Consider the following 25899-nt stretch of genomic DNA (forward strand, 5'->3'; position numbering starts at 1 on the left):
CCGCACGGGGGGCGTTCCATGACTCTTTCCACCGAGCAGCACCGTCGGGCCGTCGCTTTCCAGGCCCTGCATCGAGGGCCCGAGCCTTTCGTCGTGCCCAATCCGTGGGACGCCGGCACCGCGCGCCTGCTGGCCGGGCTCGGCTTCGCAGCCCTCGCCACCACCAGCGCCGGCCTCGCCTTCACCCTCGGCCGCCCCGACGGCGCCAACCGCGTCACCCGGGCGGAGACCCTGGCCAACGCCGCCGCCATCGTCGAGGCGACCCGTCTGCCCGTGTCGGCCGATCTGGAGAGCGGCTTCGGCGACACCCCCGAGGAGGTGGCCGAGACCATCCGCCTGGCCGCCGAGACCGGCCTGGTCGGCGGCTCCGTGGAAGACTCCACGGGGAGCGGGGCCGATCCCCAGCGCTCACTGGCGGAGGCCGTGGAGCGCGTCTCGGCCGCCGTGGAGGCCGCCAGGGCCCTGCCCTTCCCGTTCACGGTGACCGCCCGCGCCGAAAACTTCTTTGTCGGCCGCCCCGACCTCGACGACACGATCCGCCGCCTCCAGGCTTACGAGGAGGCGGGCGCCGACGTGCTCTATGCTCCCGGCCTCCCCGACGCCGACGCGGTCCACGCCGTGTGCTCGTCCGTGACCCGCCCGGTCAACATCCTGGCGGGCGGCGCCCTGCGCCTTTCCGTCGCCGACCTGGGCGACCTGGGCGCCCGCCGCATCAGCGTGGGCTCAACCCTCGTCCGAGCCGCCCTCACCGCCTTCACCCGCGGAGCCCAGGAGCTCCACGACCACGGCACCCTGTCCTTCGCCACCGACACCACCTCCCACCGCGACCTCAACACACTGATGGAGAGGGCCGGCGAGTCACCCTGACCGCTTGCGGGGAGGGGGCATCCCGCGGCACGCCCCGCTTGAGCCCGCCATCCGGAACTGGCACTCGGACCGACACTTCTGCGGTTCCCGGCGTCGTCAGCTGAAATCCACTCGAAACGTCCGATCATGCGGGCGGCTGTAAGGCCGTGGCGATTCTCGTCGGCCGAGGGCTTGGGACAGTGCGGGCGTGGTCGTCGACGGTGGTGCGCGTGAGGTCGTAGCCGAGGGGGTCGGGCGGGGGCTCCGGCAGGAAGCCCCTCCAGGCCGCGAGAGCCGCGAGAGCGCGTCTGGGCACGCCTTCGCAGCGGCCGTGCACGCGGGGGCTACCCCCGGGGATGCGGCGGGGCTTCTCTTCTCGGCAGATGTGTGATGTGCAGTCCCGGGGCTTGCTCGGCCGTTCGTGTGGGCCGTGCGAGCGCACTTCCCGGCACCGGCGCACTTGCCGGGGACCGTGCCGGGAGAGATGCCTGGCTTCGCGGCGGTGTGCGGGTTCGGGTGGCCTTTCCCCACGACGCGCGAACCGACGAGCATCTGCCATGAAACGTCGGAGGGAGGGGGCGTGGCCGTCACGACTTCGGGGCTACAGGTGAGGTCGCCAGCTCCAGCACACCCGGAGGCTGCCGAGCGCAGGCGTTTCCCAGATTTGGGGGTGGGGGTCAGGTGGGGGTCAGGTGCGGCGGCGGGCTCGGTAGGCGGCTACGTGCATTCGGTTGCCGCAGGTGCGGCTGTCGCAGTAGACGCGGGAGCGGTTACGGGACTCGTCGAAGAAGGCGCGGGAGCAGCCGGGGGCGCAGCAGGTGCGCAGGCGTTCGCGTTCGCCGGTGATGAGGAGTTGGGCCAGGGCGACGCCGCAGTCGGCGGCCAGGTGTTCGGCCAGGGAGCTGCCGGGGGCGAAGTAGTGCATGTGCAGGGGGTGGCCGTCGTGTTCGGTCAGGCGGGGGGTGATGCGGGTTTCGCTGAGGAGGGCGTTGAGCAGGGTGACGGCGCTGGGGTCGTCGGGGGCGGCGAGGATGCGGTGGAAGTCGCTGCGCAGTGTGTGGATCTGCGTGAGTTCGCCCTCGTCAAGGTGGTCGATGCCGCTTATCTCGCGTTGCCGAATGAAGGTGGCGAGGTCGTTGAGGTCGCGTAGCGTCTCCTCGCCGCCGATCTCGGGGGCGGAGTTAAGTAGATCGACCACTGTGCCCAGTGAGTGCACCATGTCATGGCCGAATGGCATGTTGCCTCCCGTTGCGACCCGGTTCTAGCGTTCGGAAGCGTACCCTCTCGCGGTCGATCCGGGGGTTTTGTGATGATCTCCCGCGCGTTGCCGTGCCTGTCTCCGTGGCTGGTGCGTTGGTCATCGCGACCTCGGCGCCGTTTGTCCGCCTGGCGGAGGTGCCCCCGGCGACCTCCGCGATTTTGGATGCGGATATGCCCTGGGGCCTTAGCTGATCGCGGCGTGGCCGGAGCGGCGATGGCTCGGGCCGGTGCCGCTCCGGAGTCTACTGCTCGCGTGGGTCGCGGGGCTGTGCTTCGGTCTGGATCTGTATTTCTGGCACCACGCGACCTCGGCGGTGGGGGCGGGGTTGGCGACGGTGCTGGGGAATCTGCCGGTGTTCGTGGTGGCGTTGCGTCGTGGGTGTCGTTTGGGGAGCGGCCTGGGCGGCGGTGGTCGTCGCGGTGCCGTTGGTGTTCGGGGGAGTGGTGCTGCTCTCGGGGGGTGGTGGACGGTTTTGCTGGGCGGTGTGGCCTATGAGGGCCGGCCGCTTGCGGGCGTGCTGCTCGGGGGCGCGCGTCGGTGTCGTACGCGGGGTTCCCGCCGGCGCTCAGAGGCGGCTCCACGGGCTCCCGCGTGGCGGGACCGCTCTTACACGTCACGCTGGTGTCCACGGCGCTGATCGCCGTTGTGGGGCTCTCCGACGGGGGGTGGTGTTCACGCCGGCATGGCCCGGGCACGGGTGACTGGTTCTGCCGGCGTTCGGGCCGCACGTGCTGGGGTGGATGTTGCTCTCTTATGCGGCCACACGCTTCCGTGCCGCGCCACGCGGTCTCGCGCCATGCCTGCGCGCCGGCGGTCACGCGCTTCCGTGCCGCGCCACGTGCTCTCGGGCCATGCCTGCACGCTCCCGCGCCACGTCGACACGCGCCTGCGGGATGAGGTCGTGGAAAGACGGGATGAGGTCGTGGAAAGACGGGATGAGGTTGTGGGAAGGAGGCCCCTGCCTAGCCCGGGGTTTCGGCGGCGCAGGCCGGGCAGGTGCCGAAGACTTCCACGGTGTGGGTGATGTCGGTGAAGCCGTGCTCCGCGCCCACTCCCTCGGCCCAGCGTTCGACGGCGGGGCCGGCGACCTCGATGGTGCGTCCGCAGCGGCGGCACACGAGGTGGTGGTGGTGGGTGTCGCTCGCGCACGCGCGGTAGGCGGCCTCGCCTTCGTCGGTGCGCAGTACGTCGACGTGGCCGGCGTCCGCGAGGGCCTGCAAAGCGCGATAGACGGTGGTCAAGCCAATCTTGGCACCCTCGGCACGCATCTCAGCGTAGATGTCCTGCGCGCTGCGGAAACTCCCGCTGTGGCGGAGGATCTCGTAGACGGCCTCGCGGCGATTGCTCATCTGCTGGACTCCTGGGCTCGGCTTCGCCGTACGAATCTACCGACCCCGAGCGCCAGGGCGAACCCGGCGAGGGAGACGAGAACGATCGTGGCTCCAGGGGCCACTTCAGCATAGAACGCGGAACTCAGCCCGCCGACTGTCGCCACGACGCCAAATGCCATGGCGAGCAGCATTGTGGCGCGGAAGCTGCGGGAGAGTTGCTGGCCGGTGGCGACGGGCACGACCATGAGCGCGCTCACCATCAAAAGGCCGACGACGCGCATGGCGATGACCACCGTGAGCGCGGCGGTGATCGCGATGAGCAGGCTGAGGAAACGCACCGGGAGCCCGCTCGCGCGTGCCATGTCCTCGTCCTGGCAGAGCACGAAGAGTTCACGGCCGAAGTAGGCCACGACACCGAGCACGGCCACCGCCAGCGCCGCGGTGATCCACACGTCCTCGGGTGTGACGCTGGTGATCGAGCCGAACAGCGCCGACATCAGGGTGGCGTTGCTTCCGCCGGGCGCCATGCCGATGAGCAGGACGCCGCCGGCGATGCCGCCGTAGAACAGCAGGGCCAGCGCGACGTCGCCGCTGGTGCGGCCGCGTGCCCGGACGAGTTCGATGGCGACCGCGCCGAGCACGGCCACGATCATCGCGGTGATCACGGGTGCGGTGCCGGTGAGGAAGCCCAGTGCGACGCCGGTGAGGGCGACGTGGCCGATGCCGTCGCCGAGGAGGGACAGGCGGCGCTGGACGATGAAGGTGCCGATGGCGGGCGCGGCGAGGCCCACGAGGAGCGCGGCGATCAGCGCCCGCTGCATGAAGTCGAATTGAAGCAGCTCGATCACGTGCCGTCGCCCGTCCCGATCGTCATTTTCGCGCTGAGGTCCAGTCCGGAGAGCCTGGTGCCGCCGTTGTCCGTCTCGTCGCACTCGTGCCGTCCGCCGGGACTCGGCACGAGGTCGCCGTCGTGGACGATCAGGCCGTCCCGTACGACCAGTGTGCGGGCGATCAGCGGTTCGAGCGGGCCGAGTTCGTGGGCGACCAGTACGACGGTTTTGCCGAGGTCCGCCTGGGCCGCCAGAGTCGCCGCGAGGTCGCGCTGGCTTTCCGCGTCGACGCCCGCGGTGGGCTCGTCCATCACGAACACGTCGGGTTGCCCGGCGAGCGCCCGGGCGATGAGCACCCGCTGCTGCTGCCCGCCGGACAACGCGTGCACCGGGTCCTTGACGCGGTGGGCCATGCCGACGGCTTCGAGCGCGGCGGCGACCGCCGCCTTGTCCTCACGGGAGGTACGGCTGAACCTGCGTCGCCTCGCCACCCGGCCCGAGGACACGATCTCGCCGACCGTCGCGGGCACGCCGCCGCCCACCTGGAGCCGCTGCGGCACATATCCCACCCGCTCCCACTGGCGGAACCTGGCGGGCGGGGCACCGTAGATCGTGGTGGTGCCGGAGGAGAGGGGGAGCAGGCCAAGCAGTGTCCGGATAAGGGTGGACTTTCCCGATCCGTTGGTGCCGAGCACGGCGACGACCTCACCCTGGCGGATCGTCAGGTCGATGCCGCGCAGGATCGGCCGGCCGTCGAGAACGACATGCCCGCCGGTCATCGCAAACGTGATCTCCGGCGTCACGAACACTCCATGGCGGCGCGGAGGGCGGTGAGATTCTGGCGCATCGCTGAAAGATAGTCGCCCGTGGACGGTTTGCTCTCCACAGGGTCGAGTACGGAGGTCTTGGCCCCCACTTCTTGCGCGAGCACGTCGGCGACCTTGGGGTTGACGAGGGTCTCGGTGAAGATCGTGGTGACCTTCTCGCGCCGGGCGATCTCGGCGACCTCGGCCAGGCGGCCAGGGGAGGGTTCGGCGTCGGGGTCGATGCCGCTGATGGCGACCTGCTTGAACTTGTAACGTTCCGCCAGGTAGCCGAACGCGGCATGGCTGGTCACGATCGTGCGGGTGCCGCAGGTGGCGAGGCCCTTGGTGAACTCCTCGTCGAGCGTGCTCAGCTCTTTCGCGGTGGCCGCGGCCCGCTCGCGGTAGCCCGCCGCGCCCGCGGGGTCGGCGGTCGCCATCTTCTGGCCGAGGGCGGTCGCCACGGTGGCGAGGCGGCTCGGGTCGAGCCAGATGTGCGGGTCGGTGCCCTGCCCGTCCTCATGCCCGTGGTCGTGCCCGTCGCCTTCGCTGTGCCCCTCCTCGGCGTGCGAGGGGCCGGCGGTCAGCGGCGTGACCGCCGCGGCGGCGTCGAAGCCGCGGTCGGCGGCGTGTTGCTCGACCGCCTCGTCCACGGCGGGCTGAATGCCCTTCACATAGACCGTCAGCCTGGCCTGGCTGAGGGAGGCGACCTGGCGCGGTGTGAGTTCGACGTCGTGGGGCTCGACCCCCGGGCCGGTCAGGCCTGTGACCTGCGCGGCTCCGCCGGCGACCCGCTCGGACAACCACTGCAGGGGATAGAAGGCCGCGAGGACCTCGGGCTTGCCGCCCGAGGGGGAACCAGCGGAGGGGGAACCCGCCGAGCCTGAGCCGCAGGCCGCGGTGGTGGCGGTGAGGAGTACGACACCGGCCATCAAACCCGACGTGCGCAGTGCTCGGAACGACTTCATACAGTAAGTATGGACAGAATGAAAATGGTTGTCAAAACCAGTTTAGGACGGTGCCAAGTACGCCAAAACGGTCAGAAGCTAGCAACACAAGGAACGTCAACAGCACCACCCGCAGAAACCTTCCCCGGGCGCCCAGCGACGGCCATGACGTATAGGCCAGCCAGGTCACGAACAGCAACACCGGCAAGACGGCAAGCCCACCCCAGACCGACGGCGCCGCCAGCCCCACCAGAAGCAACACCACCAGCACGACGGGCGGCAACCATCGGGGAAGCTGGAACAGATAGACCATCGGGGCCGCGCTGCGCCGCTCCACTGCCGCACGCAAGCCCGTCGCCCCGGGCGTGAAGAAATGTTCGCCCTTGGGCAGAGGGCGCCGCGTTCCCCCGCTCCGGCCGCCGCGGCGATCCTGCCGGGGCCTCGCCATCGGATGCCGGCCGGACCGGCCGTCGTCGCTTCCTGGCTTCGCGTTCCTGGCCACGCGGAGAGCCTAACCGGGCGAGGGGCGATCGGTCACGGGGCACGATCGGGCACAGGTCACGTGTGCGGGTGTGTTTTGGTGGGCTTGTGCCGTACGGCATGAGCCGGGGTGGCGTTTGTCCACGTGGTGACGGATGCGGGGGTGGCGTGGGGGAGGGGAGGTGCTTAGAATGCCGGGTGGCGAACTCTCGCGCCCAACCTCCTTCAGCGGGCACCCACGCTGCCCGTCACCTGCGGAGGCAAAGGGGACATAGGTGCCTCGGGAGTGCGGTTAGGTCACATGCGAGCACCAGGTGCGGCGGCCGGATCGCGGGCGTGGGCCGTCTCCGCGTGCGCCGACGTCACTGGAGCACATGATGACCAGCAAGAAGCAGTTCAAGGCGCGCGTCCGTGCCCGCATGGCCAAGACCGGCGAGAGTTACACGGCGGCGCTTAAGCATCTGACCGTCGACGATCCCCGGGTCGGCGGGTGGCGGTTCCTCTCCGGCGTCCACTCGGCCAGCTCGGCCGTCACCTCCGCTCTCGTCAACGCCGGGGTTCCGGTGAGTGAGGCGGCGGTCTTCCTCGCGGGTGGAGGCATCGGTGCGGGATACATCCTGTGGGAGTTCAAGGAGCACCGGAGTGCCCACCTGGTCATGGGCTTCACCAACCGGTGGCAATATCACGACAGCTTCCTCTGCAAGACGCTCGAGCGGCTCGGCGTGCCCCACCGCGTTCACCGCACCGGCGGGGCCAAGGCGGCGGCGAAATATCTGACGGAGGAGCTCGAGGCGGGGCATCCGTGCATCGTGCTGCCCGATCGCTACCACATCGGCTATTGGGGGCTTCCCGCTCACCTCGACGGCTACGGCGGGCACCCGGTGCTCGTCTACCGGCACGACGCCGGCGGGGTGTTCGTGGACGACCGGGGGTTCGTGCCCATCCACGTGCCCCGGGAGAGCATGGACGCCGCCCGGGCACGGGTCGGGTCGTATAAGAACTTCACCATCGCCCTCGAACCCGCCCCGATCGGTGAGGAGCGCCTCGTGGGCGCGGTGCTTGAGGGCCTCCGCGACTGCGCCGAGCATTTGAGCGGCACGTCCGATTCGTTCTCCCTGCCCGCCTGGCGCAAGTGGGCACGCCTGACCACCGACCGCCGCAACGCCAAGGCCTGGCCGAAGGTCTTCGCCGGCGGCAAGGGCCTGACCGGGGCGTTGTTGTCCCTCTGGGAGGAGGCCGGCCCGGTCGGCATGGACGGCGGAGACCTGCGCGACCTGTTCGCGACCGGCCTCGACGAGGCCGCGGTCATGCTCGGCCGTCCCGCCCTCGTGCCCCTCGCCGAGCGCTTCCGCGAGATCCACGGCATGTGGCGCGCCCTGGCCGACGCCGCCCTTCCCGCCGACATCCCGGAATTCGCCCGCATGCGTGACCTGACCACCGCCAACCGCCACTCGATCCTCACCGAGGGCCGAACCGACATCGAAGCCACCACCGAACTGTGGCGCCTCCGCGTCGGCCTCGCCTCCGCCCCTTTACCGATCGACCCCGAATCCCTCTTCATCGAGATCGGTGAACGCGTGACCGCGATCTACACCGCCGAGACCTCCGCGATCGCCGACCTGAAGGCGGCGGTGGCCGGCTGACCGGCTCATTCCCCGGGGCCGGCAATGCCCCGCCTCTCCTCCGGGAGACACCGTCGGCGAAGTAGACAAGACAGCAGCGCGGTCATGCAGTTCACAGCCTTGGCAGCAGTGGCAACGCTCGCGGTCTTGTGGGAGCCGTACGCTTCGCTGCACTGACAGGTCTTTGCGACGAGCCGGCGGTCACGGCAAGTTCCAGGACCATGTCGCGCGGGCCTGGCCTTCTCGCCACGGCACCCGTCCTGCCCGGCTTCGCCGTACCCGATCGTGGGGTACGGCATGAGCCGGGACGGCGGCCGGGTGTTCAGGCCGCGCCTCCGGGACGCCCGAGTCCGCCGCCGGCCGGGGTGGGTGGCATCCTGATGCGATGCTCGCAGTCATCCGCTACACAGTGCCGGGTCCGCAGACCGACGAGTTCGCCGGTCAGGCGCGTGAGATCCTCGCCGTTTTCGAGGCCCAGCCGGGCTTTGTGAGCGGGCAGCTTTCCCGCTCGGTGGACGAGGAGGAGCTGTGGGCCCTCGTGTCCGAATGGGAGGGGGCGGGTTTCTACCGTCGTGCCCTGTCCGCGGCCCGGTTGGTGATGTATCCGCTCATGACTCTCATGATCAACGAGCCGAGCGCCTTCGAGGCCGTTTATCGGAGCGAGCGCGGCGGGGCTTCCCCTAAGCTTGGGTGAAATCGAGCAGGTGAAGCGCCCCACTCGATCCCAGTCACCAACGCCGACACCCAGCCGGACGGAGTTCCACACATGGCACGTCGCAATGACGTCATGGAGACCATTGTCAGCCTTGCCAAGCGCCGCGGGCTCGTTTACCCGTCGAGCGAGATCTATGGAGGGCTGCGGGCTTCCTGGGACTACGGCCCCCTCGGCGTCGAGCTGAAGAACAACGTCAAGCGTGAGTGGTGGAAGGCGGTCGTCCAGGGCCGTGACGACGTGGTCGGCCTCGACTCCTGTGTGATCCTCGCCCGTGAGGTGTGGGAGGCCAGCGGCCACGTGCAGGAGTTCGTGGACCCGTTGACCGAGTGCCAGTCGTGTCACAAGCGCTATCGCGCCGACCACCTGGTGGAGGCGTTCGAGGAGCGGCACGGCAGGGCCCCCGAGCACGGCCTGGCCGACCTGACCTGCCCCAACTGCGGCAACAAGGGCGCCTTCACCGAGCCGAAGATGTTCAACGGCCTGCTCAAGACCTTCCTCGGCCCGGTCGAGGACGAATCGGGGCTGGCCTATCTGCGGCCGGAGACCGCGCAGGGCATCTTCATCAACTACCTCAATGTGCAGCAGTCGTCCCGCAAGAAGATCCCGTTCGGCATCGGCCAGATCGGCAAGTCGTTCCGCAACGAGATCACCCCGGGCAACTTCATCTTCCGCACCCGCGAGTTCGAGCAGATGGAGATGGAGTTCTTCGTCAAGCCGGGCAGTGACGAGGAGTGGCACCAATACTGGATCGACCAGCGCCTCGCCTGGTATATCGATCTTGGCATCGACCGCGACAACCTGCGGCTCTACGAGCACCCGCAGGACAAGTTGTCGCACTATTCGAAGCGCACCGTCGACATCGAATACCGCTTCAACTTCACCGGGTCGGAGTGGGGCGAGCTTGAGGGCGTCGCCAACCGCACCGACTTCGACCTGACGACGCACTCCAAGCACTCCGGGGCCGACCTGTCGTTCTTCGAGCAGGACAGCGGTGAGCGCTATGTGCCTTACGTCATCGAGCCGGCGGCCGGTGTCGACCGCTGCACGCTGACGTTCATGCTCGACGCCTATGCCGAGGACGAGGCCCCCAACGCCAAGGGGGTCATGGAGACCCGCAAGGTGATGCGGCTCGACCACCGTCTCGCCCCGGTCAAGGTCGCGGTGCTGCCGCTGTCGCGCAACGCCGACCTGTCGCCGAAGGCCCGCGACCTCGCGGCTCAGCTCCGCCGCCGGTGGAATGTCGAGTTCGACGACGCGGGGGCGATCGGCCGCCGCTACCGCCGCCAGGACGAGATCGGCACGCCGTTCTGCGTCACGGTCGACTTCGACTCGCTTGAGGACCACGCGGTGACCGTGCGCGAGCGCGACACCATGGGCCAGGAGCGGGTGGCGCTCGACCAGGTGGAGTCCTACCTGCGTCAGCACCTCAACGACTGATTCGCTTCGCCCTCGACGGGCCCGCGCCGCATCCCGGCGCGGGCCCGTCGTCGTTTTCCGGTCCGGCCGTTTTCTGATCCGTCCGTCCGTCCGCTCGCCCGCTCGTCCGCCGGCCCGTCCGTCCGTCCGCTCGTCCGCCCGTCTGGCCGCCGGCCCTGCCGCCCGTGCGGCCGTCTGTTCCATGGGAGGTGGCCGTCCGTTTGGTGGCCGACAACCGTCCGTTCCGCCGCGGGCGGGAGTGTGTTTGGGCCCCGGGGGAGTGGGCACTGCGGCGAAAACCCCGAAGATCGAAGCGCGTAAATTGGTTTACACCAATTGGTATATACCATTGTGAGAGATCGAAAGTTTGCCGCTTTTTGAATTGGATTAGACCTCCCCGAGGGTATCTACCTGGGCAGATGTCGTATCAGCCGACGGGTGACGATTCTTCCTGATTTCTATCTGTAGAGTCCGCAAGAGAGGCAGATTGCGCATTAGAGGTCAATGAAGGAGCTGTCATGCCCAAGTATGTTTACGGCTTCACCGAGGGCAACAGAGATCTCAAGGACCTGCTCGGGGGAAAGGGAGCCAACCTCGCCGAGATGACCAATCTCGGCCTGCCTGTGCCTCCCGGCTTCACGATCACCACCGAGGCGTGCCGCCACTACCTCACCGACGGGACCTTCCCCGCGGGTCTTGAGGAAGAGATCGACGAGCACCTTGCCGCGCTGGAGCAGAGCATGGGCAGGCGGCTCGGACAGAGTGACGACCCTCTACTCGTGAGCGTACGCTCCGGGGCGAAGTTCTCCATGCCCGGCATGATGGAAACAGTGCTCAACATCGGCCTCAACGATGAATCGGTGCTGGGACTCGCCAAGCAGGCGGGCGGTAACGACCGCTTCGCGTGGGACTCCTACCGGCGGCTCATCCAGATGTTCGGCAAGACCGTGCTCGGCATCGAGGGCGAGCACTTCGAAGACGCCTTGGACCACTTGAAGACCGAGCGGGGGGCGAAGGGCGACCTCGACCTCGCCACCGCCGACTTCCGCGAGCTGGTCGCGACCTACAAGGGCATCGTGCGGGAGCAGGCCGGGATCGACTTCCCCACCGACCCGCGTGAGCAGATGAGACTCGCCGTGCTGGCCGTCTTCGACTCGTGGAAGGCGCCGAGGGCCGTGCTCTACCGCCGCCAGGAGCGCATCCCCGCCGACCTCGGCACCGCCGTCAACATCGTCGCCATGGTGTTCGGCAACCTCGGCATGGAGTCCGGCACCGGCGTCGCCTTCACCCGGGACCCCGGCAGCGGCCACCAGGGTGTCTACGGCGACTACCTGCAGAACGCCCAGGGTGAGGACGTCGTGGCCGGCATCCGCAACACCATCCCCCTGCAAGAGCTCGAACGTCTCGACCCGGTCTCCTACGCCGAACTCATGAAGATCATGGAGAAGCTGGAGAACCACTACCGCGACCTCTGCGACATCGAGTTCACCATCGAGCGCGGCAAGTTGTGGATGCTCCAGACCCGCGTGGGCAAGCGCACCGCCGCCGCGGCCTTCCGCATCGCCACCCAGCTGGTCGACCAGGGCCTCATCACCCTCGACGAGGCCGTCACCCGGGTGTCCGGCGGACAGCTCGCCCAGCTCATGTTCCCCCGCTTCGACCAGGCCGCCGGAGCGCGCCTGCTCACCAAGGGCATGAACGCCTCCCCGGGCGCCGCCGTCGGCAAGGCCGTGTTCTCCTCAGAACGCGCCGTGGAGCTTGCCGCCCGCGGCGAGGCCGTCGTGCTGGTACGCCGGGAGACCAACCCCGACGACCTCAGCGGCATGATCGCGGCCAAGGGTGTGCTCACCTCACGCGGCGGCAAGACCTCCCACGCCGCCGTGGTCGCCCGCGGCATGGGCAAGACCTGCGTCTGCGGGGCCGAGGAGCTCAACGTCTCCACCAAGGAGCGGAGGTTCACCGCTCCGGGCGGCGTCGTCGTGGAGGAGGGTGACATCATCTCCATCGACGGCTCCAGCGGCGCGGTATACCTCGGCGAGGTGCCTGTGGTGCCCTCGCCCGTGGTCGAATACTTCGAGGGCTCGGGCGACCTCGGCGACGAGCTGGTGTCGGCCGTGCACCGGATCATGGCCCACGCCGACGCCACCCGCCGGCTCGCCGTGCGGGCCAACGCCGACAACGCCGAGGACGCCGCCAGGGCGCGGCGGTTCGGGGCCCAGGGCATCGGGCTGTGCCGTACCGAGCACATGTTCCTCGGGGAGCGGCGGCAGCTCGTCGAGGACCTGATCCTCGCGACCGACGAGGCGGGCCGCGAGGCCGCTCTGCGCAAGCTGGAGCCGCTCCAGCGGGCCGACTTCGCCGAGATCTTCGAGGCCATGGACGGGCTGCCCGTCACGATCCGGCTGCTCGACCCGCCGCTCCACGAGTTCCTGCCCGACCTCACCGAGCTGTCGATCAAGGTTGCGGTGGCGGGGGACAAGGCGGACGCCAAGGACCGCGTCCTGCTCGACTGCGTCAAGCGGCTGCATGAGCAGAACCCGATGCTCGGCCTGCGCGGGGTACGGCTCGGCCTGGTCGTGCCCGGCCTGTTCGCCATGCAGGTGCGGGCCATCGCCGAGGCGGCGCGGGCCAGGGCCGAGGTGGGCGGCGACCCGCGCGCCGAGATCATGATCCCGCTGGTCGGCGCGGTGCAGGAGCTTGAGCTGGTGCGCGAGGAGGCCGAGCACATCCTCGCCGAGACCGGCGTCGACGCGCTCATCGGCACCATGATCGAGGTGCCGCGCGCCGCGCTCACCGCCGCTTCGATCGCCGAGGCCGCGGAGTTCTTCTCGTTCGGTACGAACGACCTGACCCAGATGACCTGGGGCTTCTCCCGTGACGACGTCGAGGCATCCTTCTTCTCGAAATATCTCGACCTGGGGGTCTTCGGGGTGTCGCCCTTCGAGAGCCTCGACCGCGACGGCGTCGGCAGGCTTGTCCGCATCGCCGTGGAGGAGGGCAGGAAGACCAGGCCCGGCCTCAAGCTCGGCATCTGCGGCGAGCACGGCGGCGACCCGGACTCGATCCACTTCTGCCACGAGGCGGGCCTCGACTATGTGTCCTGCTCGCCGTTCCGCATCCCGGTGGCGCGGCTGGAGGCCGCCCGCGCGGCCCTGACCGCTGGAGATTCGGACACTCGATGACACATGCGGGGTGGGGTGCGCAGAGTGCCCCACCCCCGCGCGACGCTCCCGGTCTGGGGCTTCCGCCGTACTCCGATCCCGGCCTTCGAGCCGGCACTTCGCCGCCGTGCCGGACCCTCGCCGAACGACTATGCTCACTGCTCTTATGGCGCACTATGACGAGCATGACCAAGCCCGCTGGGTGCCTGAACCCCCGGGCAATCCCGAACGCAGTGCGTTCGAGCGTGACCGCGCCAGGGTGCTGCACAGCGCGGCACTGCGCAGGCTCGCCGCCAAGACGCAGGTCGTCGGCCCCGGCGAGACATACGATCTCGGCCAGCACATCCCCCGCACCCGGCTGACCCATTCGCTGGAGTGCGCGCAGGTCGGCCGTGAGATGGGGGAGGCGCTGGGCGTCGATCCCGATCTGGTGGAGACCGCCTGCCTCGCCCACGATCTCGGGCATCCGCCGTTCGGGCACAACGGCGAGGTGGCGCTCGACGCGCTCGCCGGAGGGTGCGGCGGCTTCGAGGGCAACGCGCAGAGTCTGCGGCTGCTCACCCGGCTTGAGGCAAAGGTCCTGACCGAGGACGGGCGGGGCGCCGGGCTCAACCTCACCCGAGCGTCGCTGAACGCCGCCCTGAAATATCCCTGGACCAGGGAGAAGAGCGCTAAATACGGGGTCTATCCGGACGACATGCCGGTGTTCGAGTGGATCCGGGAGGGCACCGAACCGAATCGTGTGTCCTTCGAGGCCCAGATCATGGACTGGGCGGACGACGTGGCCTACTCCGTCCACGACCTTGAGGACGCCCTCCACTCCGGCCACGTCACCCTGGAGGCGCTCCGCGACCCGGGCGAGCGGCGCGAGGTCGTGAAGCGCACCGCCGAGTGGCACTGCCCCGACGCCGACCCCGCCGAGCTGGGCGAGCTGCTCGACCGCCTCATGGCCGAGCCCTTCTGGCCGGGCCACTTCGACGGTGGGCTCGCCGATGTCGCCGGGCTGAAGGGCCTCACAAGCTCCCTCATCGGTCGTTTCTGCCGCGCGGCGGAACGTGCCACACGCGAGACGTACGGCTCACGCCCCGATCGCCGCGTCGCCGATCTCGTCGTGCCCCGCGCCGCGCGGCTCGAATGCGCGATGCTCAAGGGGGTCATCGCGCATTACGTGATGGGCCGCGACGAACACCACGCCAACCAGGCCAGGCAGCGTGAACTGATCACCGAACTGGCCGCCCTCATCACGCTCGGCGCGCCGGGCACGCTGGAGCCCGCGCTGCGCCCCGTCTACGAGAGCGCCGGGGACGACGGCGCCCGGGTGCGGGTCGTGATCGACCAGATCGCCTCGCTCACCGACACGTCCGCCGTGGCCTGGCACCGGCACATGTCACGCCGTAGCGGATAATACCCCCTGGGGGAATACTCGTTTTCCGGGGCCCGCCGCGTCATTCCGCAGGTGATCGCGGCATACTTCGGAAGACTCGTGCGGTTAACGTCCGAGAGAGCCGCCGGGTGGACGATCGGTGGGGAAGTCGCCTCCCTTCCGCCCGCCGCCCGAGCGCGACCATGGCAGGAGGCCATACATGACGACCTTTGTGATCATCGGTGCCGGGCTCGCGGGTGCTAAAGCGGCCCAGACACTGAGAGACGAGGGGTTCGACGGCGACATCGTGTTGATCGGGGCGGAGGGCGAGCGTCCCTACGAGCGTCCGCCGCTCTCCAAGGGTTATCTCAAGGGCAAGTCCGAGCGCGAGAAGGTCTACGTCCACAGCCCCGAGTGGTATTCCGAGCACTCCGTGGACCTGCGGCTGGGCACGACCGCCGTGGCCGTCCACCGCGACCGCAAGGTCGTCGAGCTCGACTCAGGCGAGACCGTGGCCTACGACAAGCTCCTGCTCGCGACCGGCGCCACGCCGAGGACGCTGCCGGTCCCCGGCGCCGATCTCGGCGGTGTCCACACCCTGCGCACCCTGCCCGACAGCGACACGCTCAGGCAGGCGTTCGCTCAGGCGGGCCGGGTCGTGGTCGCGGGAGCCGGGTGGATCGGCCTGGAGACCGCCGCGGCGGCACGTGCCGCAGGGTGCGAGGTCACCGTGGTCGAGTCCGAGCCGACGCCCCTGCACCGGGTGCTCGGCCCCGAGCTCGGCGAGATCTACGCCGGGGTGCACCGCCGCAACGGCGTCGAGTTCCGCTTCGGCGCCGGCGTGGCGGAGATCGCCGGGGAGGACGGCCGGGTGCGCGAGGTCGTCACGACCGCGGGCGAGCGGTTGCCCGCCGACCTTGTGATCGTGGGCGTCGGCGCGGCCCCCAACACGGGCCTGGCCGTCGCCGCGGGGCTCGACGTGGCCGACGGCGTGGTCGTGGACGCCGGGCTGCGTTCCTCCGACCCCGACGTCTTCGCCGCGGGCGACGTCGCCGAGGCCCACAACCCGCTGCTCGGCCGGCGCATCCGGGTCGAGCACTGGGCCAACGCCCTCAACGGCGGCCCCGCCGCGGCCCGCTCGATGCTCGGGCAGGACGTCGTCTTCGACCGGGTGCCCTACTTCTACACCGACCAGTTCGAACTCGGCATGGAGTTCTCCGGCGACATCCAGGGCTATGACCAGGTCGTCTACCGGGGTTCTGTGGAGGAGTTGGCCTTCATCGCGTTCTGGTTGCGCGAGGGCCGGGTGATCGCCGGGATGAATGTCAACATCTGGGACGTCACGGGCGCGATCCAGGGGCTGATCAGGTCGGGCCAGGCCGTCGACACGGGCGCGCTCGCCGATCCGGCGCAGCCGCTCGACAGCCTCGCCTCCTAGGGGCACACCGGGCTCAGCGGCGGCCGAGGTGAAGGCCTGCCGCTGGGCTCCGCCGTACAGATCAAGGCCACACGGGGCTCAGCGAGCGAGGTGAAGGCCTGCCGCTGGGCCCGGCCGTATAGATCGAGGCCACACCGGGCTCAGCGGCGGCCGAGGTGGAGGCCTGCCGCTGGGCTCCGCCGTACGCGCCGCCGCCCGGCAGGCGAGATCAGCGCTGGTGGTGCGGGCCGAGGTCGAGGGTCTTCGTGGGCCTCGGCTTCGGCCTCGGCTTGGCCGGGGGCGGCGCCTGGGGCGAGCGGCTCTCGCACCGCGTCTCGCAGGGCGGGGTCACCTTCTTCTTCTTGCGCAGGGCCATGGTCTCGGCCTGCGGGGAGAGGGTGCGGTTGCCGTTGTACCACGCGTCCAGATAGTTCCAGGGGTTCACCATGCCGCGCCGAATCCACCAGTAGCGGTGGCCGGTCTTCCAGGAGATCGCGAAGTAGAGGTTCGTGGCGGTCCTGCGGGCGTCGCCGGAGTTGCCCACGCGCCCCAGCTCCTGACCGCTCTTCACCTTGGTCCCCGGTCTTATGCCGTCGGCCACGGATTCGAGGTGGCCGCCCAGGTAGCGCACCCCGTCCTTGCCGATGACGCTCACGAACCGCCCCTCACGGGCGGTCCCCCGGTCGGTCGCGGGGTTCCAGGGGTCGCTCTTGCGAACTTCGTGCACCACGCCGTCGACGGGGGAGACGAATGCGCAGCCGCGGTTCGCCCAGATCGTGCTTTTGGGCACGACGAGCAGCTCGCGGGCGTAGTCGGTGCGGCAGTCGGCCACCGGGAACGTGTAGGTGTATTTCGAGATCTTCGGCGGCGGCACCCATGTGGGCTCCTCGGCCGTCGGCCGCGGCACGTTGGGCGGGGGAGCGCCGTTGGTGTCCGGGATCGTCGCGGTCACGACCGGGGTGGGCGTGGAGACCGCCATGACGGGCTCGGCCTTCAGCCGGGGCGTGGCCACGCCGGGGGCGCCGCTGCATGCGCAGGTCAGGAACGCGGCTCCGCCGATGGCGGTCAGCCGTAAGATATGGCCCGAACGCATGATCTCCACCTGTGACATTGCCCGGATTAGATCCGATTACATGGCTAATCGATCCCTACATACCTGATGGCATGTTCGAGAATCTGGCCCTAGGATGCCACGTCCACCCGGTCTTCGGATGGGGCCTTCGCACGATGAGTGCAAACGACTCGGTTGTACGCCACCGCCGCGGCGGCCGGGCCTCCAGGTCGCGGACGGGCTCCCCGGCGGCCTGACCGAGGCACGAAATGTCGGCCGGCCGCCGTAGACTCACGTCGTGGCAGGGCGGATCCGTGATGAGGACATCGCGCTCGTGCGTGAGCGCTCCCCGATCGCCGACGTGGTCGCGGAGCATGTGCAGCTCCGCAACGCGGGCGGGGGCAACCTGAAGGGCCTGTGCCCCTTCCATGAAGAGAAGGGGCCGTCCTTCAACGTGACCCCCGACCGGGGGTTGTTCTACTGCTTCGGGTGCGCGGTGGGCGGCGACGTCATCAAGTTCGTCGAGATGATCGAGCACCTCACCTTCGGCGAGGCGGTCGAGCGCCTCGCGGTGCGGGCCGGCATTCAGCTCCGCTATGAGCAGGGGGGCTATGTCCCGAAGCGTGAGCAGGGGGAGCGGGCCCGGCTGATCGAGGCCCACCGGGCAGCCGCCGAGTTCTACGCCGACCGGCTGTCCTCGCCCGAGGCGGCGGCCGGGCGGCGCTTCCTGGCCGAGCGCGGCTTCGAGCGGGCCGACGCCGAGCACTTCGGGGTGGGCTATGGGCCCAACGAGTGGGAGGCGCTGACCCGGCATCTGCTCGCCCGGGGGTTCACCGCGGCCGAGCTGGTCAAGGGCGGTCTCGCCAAGGAGGGCCGCAGAGGGCCCATCGACCGGTTCCGCGGGCGGCTGATCTGGCCCATTCGCGACTCCACCGGAGAGGTCATCGGTTTCGGGGCACGAAAGCTGCTGGAGGCCGACGACGGCCCCAAATACTTGAACACCCCGGAAAGCCCGATTTATAAGAAGAGCTCTGTTCTTTATGGCATCGACCTGGCGAAGCGTGAGATCTCCAAGAGGTCCCAGGCCGTCGTCGTCGAGGGATATACCGATGTCATGGCCTGCCACCTCGCGGGTCTGCCGACCGCCGTGGCGACCTGCGGCACCTCCTTCGGCGAGGAGCACATCAAGATCCTCCGCCGCTTCATGTTCGACGAGGCAGGCCGCGGCGAGGTCATCTTCACTTTCGACGGCGACTCGGCAGGCCAGAAGGCCGCCGAGCGTGCCTTCGCCCACGAGCAGAAGTTCGCCGCGCAGACCTTCGTCGCCGTGCAGCCCGACGGCCTCGATCCCTGCGACCTGCGGGTCAAGCAGGGTGACGCGGCGGTGCGCGACCTCGTCGCCGGCCGCGAGCCGCTGTTCGCCTTCGCCATCCGCAACGTGATCTCCCGCTACGACCTGCGGGCCAACGAGGGCCGCCTGGCCGCCCTGGACGCCGCGGCGCCGATCGTGGCCGGCATCAAGGACACCGCCCTCCGCCGGATGTATGCCGTGGACCTCGACCGCTGGCTCGGCATCCTCGACGAGCAGTTCGTGATCGAGCGGGTGACGGAGATCGCCCGCCGCCCGCCCGCCGCCGGCCCGGGAGTCCCAGGCCAGCGCGGAGCGCGCGGGCCTGAGAGGCGTGGGGAGAGCGGGCCGCCCGACCCCGGAGACCCGCGGAGCCGGGTCGAGCTCGAGGTGCTCAAGCTGGCCGTGCAGCGCCCCGCGTTGCTCGGGCCGGGGTTCGACTCCCTCGGCTCCGAGAGCTTCAGCCGTCCCGAGCACGCGGCGTTCTACGACCTCGTGCTCGCCTCCGGCGGCACCGCCGCGGGGGGCCACGGGGGACGCGGGTGGGTCGACAGGCTGATCGAGGGGGCACCCAACGACACTCTGCGGTCCATGGTGACGCGCCTCGCGGTGGAAACGCTGCGCACCGCGCTTGAGAGCGAGGAAAGATATGCGTCCGGACTGCTCGCCGCGCTTTCCGCGATCTCGGTCGACCGCGCGATAGCCCAGGTCAAGGGCAGGATGCAGCGGCTCAATCCGGTGGACGAGCAGCAAGATTACAATCGGCTCTTCGGTGAGCTTGTGGCACTTGAACAGCAGCGGCGCACACTGAGAGAGCGGGCAGCCGGAAGTTGACCCGCGTAATTCGCTTTACCTTTCCTGATCATCCTTCCGTCAAACCCAATATAGATCTCAATTTGGTAATGCTCTCGCCTTACCTTCGGTGACAAAAATAGGTCTGCCGTTTTCCGTGCCCAATACAGCAGACTATGTTTCGTGGGTGCATCGGTGCTGCCAAGCGGACCACCGTCAGTCGATCAGGTGGCCGATCTAGTCGCGAGGGGAAGAGAGCGAGGAGGCGTCACCGTCGACGACGTCGCCGCCGCGCTCGACCGGTCGGAACTTCCGTCCGACGCGCTTGAGCGCGTGGTCCGTGTGCTGGCCGAGCACGGAGTGGAGGTACTCGAGCCCGCGACCGACGACGAATCCGGCAGGGCCGACGACGAGGACGTCGGCCGGCGTGCGCCGACGAGCGACCTCGTCCGCATTTATCTCCGGGAGATCGGGCGCGTCCCGCTGCTGACCGCCGAGGAGGAGGTCGAGCTGGCCAAGGCCATTGAGGCCGGTCTGTTCGCCGAGGACAAATTAGGCAACGACGTCGCCCGCCTGACCCTGCCCGAGCTGCGGGAGCTCGTATGGGAGGGAAACCGCGCCAAACAGCGGCTCATCGAGGCCAACCTGCGGCTTGTCGTGTCGATCGCCAAACGTTATGTGGGCCGGGGAATGTTGTTCCTCGATCTAATCCAGGAGGGAAACCTCGGGCTCATCAGAGCGGTCGAGAAATTCGACTACACGAAAGGCTACAAGTTCTCGACCTATGCCACATGGTGGATCCGCCAGGCCATCACGAGGGCAATTGCCGACCAGGCGCGCACGATAAGAATTCCCGTGCACATGGTCGAGACCATCAACAAACTCGTGCGCGTGCAGCGCCAGCTCCACCAGGATCTCGGCCGGGAGCCCATTCCCGAGGAGATCGCGCTGGAGATGGATCTGCCGGTGGACCGGGTCGTCGAGATCCAGCGCATCGCCCAGGAGCCCGTCTCGCTGCAGTCGCCCATCGGTGAGGAGGACTCCGACCTCGGGGACTTCATCGAGGACGCCGACGCGGTCGTGCCTATGGAGGCCGCCGCGTTCATCATGCTCCAGGACCAGCTCGACGACATCCTCGCCACCCTGTCCGAGCGTGAGCAGCGCATCATCCAGCTCCGCTTCGGGCTGTCCGACGGCCATCCGCGCACCTTGGAGGAGGTCGGCCGCGAGTTCGGTGTGACGCGGGAGCGTATCCGCCAGATCGAGTCCAAGACCCTCGCGAAACTACGGCACCCCACCCGCGCCCAAATGCTGAGGGATTATCTGGAATAGTCCTGTTTCGCCTTTTAGGCGCTTTTGTTAGCCGTGGGATGCTCGACATAGCCAAGCAAGCTCCCCCGTGCGTTGTGGCGAAGGCCATAGTTCGCCGCCCGGCTTGAGCTGCCCGGCCAATGCCACGCCCGGCCCCGCTGGGAAGAGTGTGGCCATGAGTTCTGACAGTGTAAGGAGCATCGTCGGGGACGTCTGCGCGCCGTACATCAAACCGGACGCGCCCGGCTTCGCCATCGCGGTGGTGCGCGACGGCGAGGTGGTGCTCTCCGAGGGGTACGGCTTGGCGAGCCTGGAGCTCGGCGTGCCCATCACGCCGGAGACCAGGTTCGACATCGCCTCGACGAGCAAGCAGTTCACCGCCGCCGCCGTGGCCCTGCTGGAGCAGGACGGCAAACTGACCGCCGGCGACGACATCCGGGACTACCTCCCCGAGCTCGCCAAGCACCATCCGAAGATCACTGTCGGCCAGCTTGTGCACCACACGAGTGGAATCCGCGACTACATCGCGCTGGCCGAGATGGCCGGGCGCTACATCGAGAACGTCGCGCCCGAGGACGAGATCGCCGACCTGCTCGGCCGGCAGCGCGGCCTCGATTTCGAGCCCGGTAGCCGGTTCAGCTACAGCAACTCCGGCTACCTGCTCATGGGCCGCCTGGTCCGGGTGGTGAGCGGGATATCGTTCCGCGAGTTCGTGCACTCGCGCATCTTCGGCCCCCTCGGCATGACCTCCACCTTCGCCCGGGACGACTACCGGGAGGTCATCCACCGCCGCGCCACCGGCTACACCCCCGGGCCGGACGGCGGCTTCCTGGTCGACAACCCGCCCATCGACGTCATCGGCGACGGCGCGGTGCAGACGACGGTGGGCGACCTCGCGATCTGGGACCGCGAGTTCTACGGCAGCAGGCTGCCGGGCGGCGACGACCTCATCCGCCGCATGCTCGTGCGGGGCAGGCTCAACGACGGCACCGAACTCGTCTACGCCTACGGCCTGATAATCGGCGAGGAACAGGGGCACCGTACGATCCGCCACGGCGGGGCGTGGGGCGGGTTCCGCTGCGAGTTCATCCGCTTCCCCGACGACCGGCTCAGTGTCATCGTGCTGGCGAACAGCCCGGTGAGCGAGCCCGACGTCATCGCCACGAAGGTGGCTCTGCGCATTCTCGGCACCACGGCGGCGGCCTCGCCGCAGGACGCGGCGGCGCCCGCCCCGCCCGGCCTCACCGGGAAGACCGGCTGGTACCGCGACGCCGAGGGCGGCACTCTCGTTGAGCTCGTCGAGTCCGAGGAAGGACCGCAGGCCCGCCTGCTCGGGAGCCTCGTTCCGCTGATCCACCTCACGTCCGACGAGGCGACAGGGGAGCACACGTTCACGCTGCCGGTCTTCCGGGACTCCTCCAGAGTCCACCTGAGGGCCGACGGCACACTGCGCGTGGTGATCCCCCACATGCTCGACGTCACGCTGGCCAAGGTCGCCGGCGCTGCCGTACCGGACCCGTCGCTCGCCGGGACCTATTACAGCGAGGAACTCGACGCGACCTACCGCATCGCCGGCGACGAGCGGGAGTTGCGGGTGCGGCGCGGCTGGCGTGAGCCCGAGGTGTTGCAGCCGGTGGGTGATGGCCTCTATGTGTTCGGGTCGTTCGTCCTCGAACACCGCGGCCCCGACCTCTTCGTCAAGTTCCCCCGCGCGACCGGTGTGCGCTTCACCCGCGAGGACTGAGCCGGACACCAACCGCCCCCGGCCCGAAGGCCGGGGGCGGCGCTGTGAGCGTCAGGGCGCGAGGGCGTAAGCGCGCTTGACGGTCTGGGTGACCTTGGTGTCGGCCCCCGCGTCCACTGCGGTGCGCAGCGACACGAAGGAGCCGGTGAGGTTCGCCGGGACCACGGCGGCCCAGCCCTTGGCGGTGCGGGTGACGCGCACCCTGGTCCAGGTGGCGCCGTCGTCGCCCGACGCCTCGACGGCGACCGACCGTACCTTGGGCATGGGCGCACCCGGGGCGGTCTCCAGGCGCAGCGGCACGAGGGTGGCCTTGCCGGTCTTGGCGCGGTTGTAGGCGTCCAAGCCCTTGGGCGCGTAGCGCACGTGGATGAGCGGCAGCGTCTTGGCCTCTGTCGTCTTCGCCGAGGGGAAGGTCCAGGTGGTCTCGACGGAGGTCGACAGCGAGGTGTGGGAGAGGTCACGCGTGGCGGTCACGGTGGCGGTGTAGACGCCGGGGGCGGCCGGCACCGTGCTCCTCAGGCCGCATTCCGACGTTGAGCGGCAACTGGCGTAGTCCTGCTTCTTCAGCACTTGGCCGTCCTTGGCCAGCGTGATCGTGCCCTTCGCAGAGTTGTCCTGGCCGGTGCGGTCGGCCGCCGGTTCGCTGAAGGAGGCGTAGGCGGAGAGTGCCACCTCGTCACCTGTGCGCGAGCCGCTGTAGACCCTCGCTGAGGGGGCGAGGACGGCGACGTTCCACGTCTCGGAATACGCCTTTCGCTTGAGCACCCGGCCCAGGTCGAACTGGTTGAACTCACCCATCCTCATCACCAGACTCGAGTCCCAGGTCATGGACGGGTGAGGCGTGCGGTAGCGTGTCACGGTGCTCGGCAGCTTCACCGGGAGCCTGTTTCCGGCTATGGACTGCTCGCCGATCCTCGGCCCCACCCAGGTGTCTCCCTCGCCGTCGGTGGCGTGCGCCCGATAGTCGACGGTGACCTTGGCGAGGTCTGCGGTTTTGGCGTGGTAGACGGGGTTGTCCGGCAGACCACCGTCCTCAAACTGCGCCACGTCGTAGACGTAGGGAGAGTGAGCCGCGCCCTGTTGAGCGAAGGCCGTCGAGATCACGTGGCTCAGCCCGCGTTGCCGCGTCGGGAGCACATAGGTCCTCTCCTGGATGGACTGGCCGAAGCCTATGGAGCCGAACTCGATCGAGTCGGTGCCCTCCCTGTGGAGGTACGCCTCGCTCAGGCTGATGTCGGGAGCGGCGTCGGGCCGGTCGACGGTGAACTTGACCTGCTTGGCCTTGCGCGTGTCGATGACGATCGGCTGTACACCCGCCTTGACCGTCACCGCGGTGTGAGCGGAGGTGGAGGTGCGGTCGGCGGAGTAAACGTCGGCCTGGAGGAACCACTCGCCGACCGGCAGCCGGATCTTGCCCGAGGAGGGGAGCATCAGCACTTCAAGCGGGTTCAGCCGGTAGGCCGTGCTGTACACCCCAAGGGGGGCGCCCCCGTCCCTGCCGATGATCTCGGTGGACACCTCGTAGGTCTCCGGTGCGACGTGCGCGCCCAGCGGTGTGCGCACGACGGTCTGGCCGGAGGTGGCGGTGAGCACCGCACTGTACGGACCGACCGGGATGTCCTTGTCGGTGAAGGTCAGCGTCAGCGTCGCCTGGCCTCCGGCGGGCACCTGCACCTGCTGAGCGGAGAGCGTGATCAGCCCGCTCGGCAGGGGCCGCTCGCCGTTCTCCAGCGCCAGGTCGAGGGTGAGGGGGGTGGTGCCGTGGTTGGTGTACGTGACGGTCTTGGTGACGGGCTGGGTGTTCGTGTGCGGCCACGGCAGTTCGACCGAGGCGGTGGCCGGTTCTGCGGTGACGGTCTGGGCGAGCGCGCGGGTGAGGTCGATCCGGCCGGCGCCCTGCTTGAAGGGGCCGTCGGTGCCTTGTTTGGCGGCGCTGCCGATGAGGGCGGCCTTGATCTGCTTGCCGGTCCAGGTGGGGTTGCGCTGGGCGAGGATGGCGGCGGCCCCGACGACGTGGGGTGTGGCCATGGAGGTGCCGTCCATGGACACGTACGGCTCAGCCGAAGTGCCTTGTGCCGCGGCGGCGACGATGTTCACACCGGGGGCGGTGACGTCGGGTTTGACGCCCTTGTCGTGGTTGCGGGGGCCGGTGCTGGAGAAGTCGGCGAGGCGGTTGTTCTTGTCGACGGCGCCCACGGTGAGGGCGGCGTCGGCGCTGCCGGGTGAGCCGACCGAGTTCGGCCCGGCGTTGCCTGCCGCTACGACGAAGACGGTGTTGGTGGTGGCGCTAAGGGTGTTGACCGCCTGCTCGATCGGGTCGGTCTCGGGGCCGTCCTCGCTGCCGAAGCTCATGTTGACGGCGGTGGCCTTGATCTCGTTGGCCGCCCAGTCCATGCCGGCGAGGATGTCCGATTCGTAGAATCCGGCCACGTCGCCGACCTTGCCGATGGCGAGTTTGGCGTCGGGGGCGACGCCGCGGTACTTGCCGGAGGAGGCGGCGCCCGAGCCGGCGACGGTGGAGGCCACATGGGTGCCATGGCCGACATTGTCGCGGGTGTCGGGTTCGGTGGTGAAGTTGCGTGCGTGGGCGACGACGCCTTGCAGGTCGGGGTGCTGGGCGTCGTAGCCGCTGTCGAGGACGGCGACGGTCACGCCCTTGCCGGTGAGGCCCTGCCCCCAGGCCGCGGGGGCGCCGATCTGTTCGACGCTCTTGTCGAGGGTGTATTGCCTCTTGCCGTCCAGCCAGAGCTTCTCGACCCCGCTCGACAGCGTGCGCGACTGGGCTCCCGTATGCAAGTCGCGCCAGAGGTCGCCGGCCTTGTCCTTGGGCACGCGCGAGCTGGTGAAGCCGAGCCCGGGGAGCGCCTTGGCCTCCTGGGTGTTCTTCAGGCCCGCGGTGCCGCCCTGACGTGTTTCGGCGATGACCGGGATGTCGGTTCGCCGGGCGTCGCCGTACCCCGCGGCGAGGAGCTCGGTGACGTCGAACAGCCGCTTGTCGAGGAGGTCCCGTGCGAGCAGCGGTGCCGCGTCGGAGGGGATGACGGTGAGTTTTCCGCCGAACCATTTCGTGAAGAAGTCCACCTCCCGGCCGCCGGCGGGCGCGACCCTCACCAGGGGTCTGCCGGCCTTGTCGCGGACGAGGGTGACCTTGTCACCGGTGATGAGGGTGACGGTGCCTGAGACGGGTCCCGCCGGGGGCGAGACGGACGGGGTGGTGGTGCCGGATTCCGGGGCCGCGTGCGCGGTTCCGGAGAGGATGACGGCGCCGGCCGCTACGGCCAGTGCCGTCAGGCCTGCTCTGACTTTCATTTGTGCCTTTCCATGGTCGCTGCGGCTGAGCTGCCGCACCGCGTGAGGGTCTTGCCGGTCGATCGGGGCTGGGCGGGCTGGAAGACGGGCCGCCTCCGCCTGTGATGAGGCGCTTGACACGGGACTCGGCGCATGTGGGCGTCGTCCCATGG

The 25899-nt window shown here is 69.1% G+C and carries 18 protein-coding genes; 10 read left to right on the plus strand and 8 right to left on the minus strand.

Annotated elements, in window-relative coordinates; genetic code table 11:
• Positions 1–18: 18 nt before the first annotated feature.
• Positions 19–867, plus strand: coding sequence for an isocitrate lyase/PEP mutase family protein (locus Ssi02_RS01080; protein WP_204020078.1), 849 nt, complete (start codon positions 19–21; stop codon positions 865–867).
• A gap of 667 nt (positions 868–1534) precedes the next feature.
• On the opposite strand, the gene Ssi02_RS01085 is transcribed toward Ssi02_RS01080, so the two are convergent.
• The 6 genes from Ssi02_RS01085 to Ssi02_RS01110 form a co-directional block, all read right to left on the minus strand.
• A complete protein-coding gene (locus tag Ssi02_RS01085) occupies positions 1535–2083 on the minus strand; it encodes a CGNR zinc finger domain-containing protein (RefSeq protein ID WP_204020080.1) in 549 nt (182 codons plus the stop codon).
• A gap of 986 nt (positions 2084–3069) precedes the next feature.
• Positions 3070–3456: a Fur family transcriptional regulator gene (locus Ssi02_RS01090; RefSeq protein WP_204020082.1), complete on the minus strand. Its 387-nt coding sequence runs from the start codon at positions 3454–3456 to the stop codon at positions 3070–3072.
• Complete coding sequence (locus Ssi02_RS01095; RefSeq protein ID WP_204020084.1) at positions 3453–4286, minus strand: metal ABC transporter permease; 834 nt, start codon at positions 4284–4286, stop codon at positions 3453–3455. The genes Ssi02_RS01090 and Ssi02_RS01095 overlap by 4 nt, the downstream gene beginning before the upstream one ends.
• On the minus strand, positions 4283–5071 hold the full coding sequence (locus Ssi02_RS01100) for a metal ABC transporter ATP-binding protein (RefSeq protein ID WP_373870062.1): 789 nt from the start codon (positions 5069–5071) through the stop codon (positions 4283–4285). Before Ssi02_RS01100 ends, Ssi02_RS01095 begins: the two co-directional genes overlap by 4 nt.
• The gene (locus Ssi02_RS01105) at positions 5068–6039 is read right to left on the minus strand and encodes a metal ABC transporter substrate-binding protein (protein WP_204020086.1); all 972 of its coding nucleotides are present in this window, start codon (positions 6037–6039) and stop codon (positions 5068–5070) included. The genes Ssi02_RS01100 and Ssi02_RS01105 overlap by 4 nt, the downstream gene beginning before the upstream one ends.
• Before the next feature lie 31 nt (positions 6040–6070).
• Positions 6071–6466, minus strand: coding sequence for a DUF6703 family protein (locus tag Ssi02_RS01110; RefSeq protein WP_204020132.1), 396 nt, complete (start codon positions 6464–6466; stop codon positions 6071–6073).
• A gap of 409 nt (positions 6467–6875) precedes the next feature.
• Between Ssi02_RS01110 and Ssi02_RS01115 the strand changes: the two genes are divergently transcribed.
• The 6 genes from Ssi02_RS01115 to Ssi02_RS01140 all read left to right on the plus strand — a co-directional run bounded on the left by Ssi02_RS01115 (position 6876) and on the right by Ssi02_RS01140 (position 16213).
• A complete protein-coding gene (locus Ssi02_RS01115) occupies positions 6876–8141 on the plus strand; it encodes a BtrH N-terminal domain-containing protein (RefSeq protein ID WP_204020088.1) in 1266 nt (421 codons plus the stop codon).
• A gap of 364 nt (positions 8142–8505) precedes the next feature.
• Positions 8506–8814, plus strand: coding sequence for an antibiotic biosynthesis monooxygenase family protein (locus Ssi02_RS01120; RefSeq protein WP_204020090.1), 309 nt, complete (start codon positions 8506–8508; stop codon positions 8812–8814).
• A gap of 93 nt (positions 8815–8907) precedes the next feature.
• On the plus strand, positions 8908–10272 hold the full coding sequence (locus tag Ssi02_RS01125; RefSeq protein ID WP_373870063.1) for a glycine--tRNA ligase: 1365 nt from the start codon (positions 8908–8910) through the stop codon (positions 10270–10272).
• Positions 10273–10769: 497 nt separating this feature from the next.
• On the plus strand, positions 10770–13433 hold the full coding sequence (gene ppdK, locus Ssi02_RS01130; protein WP_204020094.1) for a pyruvate, phosphate dikinase: 2664 nt from the start codon (positions 10770–10772) through the stop codon (positions 13431–13433).
• A 145-nt stretch (positions 13434–13578) separates the two neighbouring features.
• Positions 13579–14817 carry a deoxyguanosinetriphosphate triphosphohydrolase gene (locus Ssi02_RS01135; RefSeq protein WP_204020134.1) on the plus strand — a complete coding sequence of 413 codons (1239 nt, stop codon included), beginning with the start codon at positions 13579–13581 and terminating at the stop codon, positions 14815–14817.
• 178 nt (positions 14818–14995) lie between these two features.
• Complete coding sequence (locus tag Ssi02_RS01140; RefSeq protein WP_204020096.1) at positions 14996–16213, plus strand: NAD(P)/FAD-dependent oxidoreductase; 1218 nt, start codon at positions 14996–14998, stop codon at positions 16211–16213.
• 208 nt (positions 16214–16421) lie between these two features.
• Here the strand turns inward: Ssi02_RS01140 and Ssi02_RS01145 are convergent, their stop codons facing one another.
• Positions 16422–17285: a M23 family metallopeptidase gene (locus Ssi02_RS01145; RefSeq protein ID WP_204020098.1), complete on the minus strand. Its 864-nt coding sequence runs from the start codon at positions 17283–17285 to the stop codon at positions 16422–16424.
• A 256-nt stretch (positions 17286–17541) separates the two neighbouring features.
• On the opposite strand from Ssi02_RS01145, the gene dnaG reads away from it, so the two are divergent.
• The 3 genes from dnaG to Ssi02_RS01160 all read left to right on the plus strand — a co-directional run bounded on the left by dnaG (position 17542) and on the right by Ssi02_RS01160 (position 22438).
• Entirely contained in the window at positions 17542–19425 is a 1884-nt protein-coding gene (gene dnaG / locus Ssi02_RS01150; protein ID WP_204020101.1) for a DNA primase, read from the plus strand.
• Positions 19426–19611: 186 nt separating this feature from the next.
• Positions 19612–20715, plus strand: a complete 1104-nt coding sequence (gene rpoD, locus Ssi02_RS01155) for an RNA polymerase sigma factor RpoD (RefSeq protein WP_239128492.1) — start codon at positions 19612–19614, stop codon at positions 20713–20715.
• Positions 20716–20869: 154 nt separating this feature from the next.
• Positions 20870–22438, plus strand: a complete 1569-nt coding sequence (locus tag Ssi02_RS01160; protein WP_204020105.1) for a serine hydrolase domain-containing protein — start codon at positions 20870–20872, stop codon at positions 22436–22438.
• 51 nt (positions 22439–22489) lie between these two features.
• Here Ssi02_RS01160 and Ssi02_RS01165 read toward each other — a convergent pair whose 3' ends face one another.
• Entirely contained in the window at positions 22490–25747 is a 3258-nt protein-coding gene (locus tag Ssi02_RS01165; protein ID WP_204020107.1) for a S8 family serine peptidase, read from the minus strand.
• Positions 25748–25899: the final 152 nt, after the last annotated feature.

The sequence above is a fragment of the Sinosporangium siamense genome (assembly GCF_016863435.1).
GTDB classification, from domain to species: Bacteria; Actinomycetota; Actinomycetes; order Streptosporangiales; family Streptosporangiaceae; genus Sinosporangium; species Sinosporangium siamense.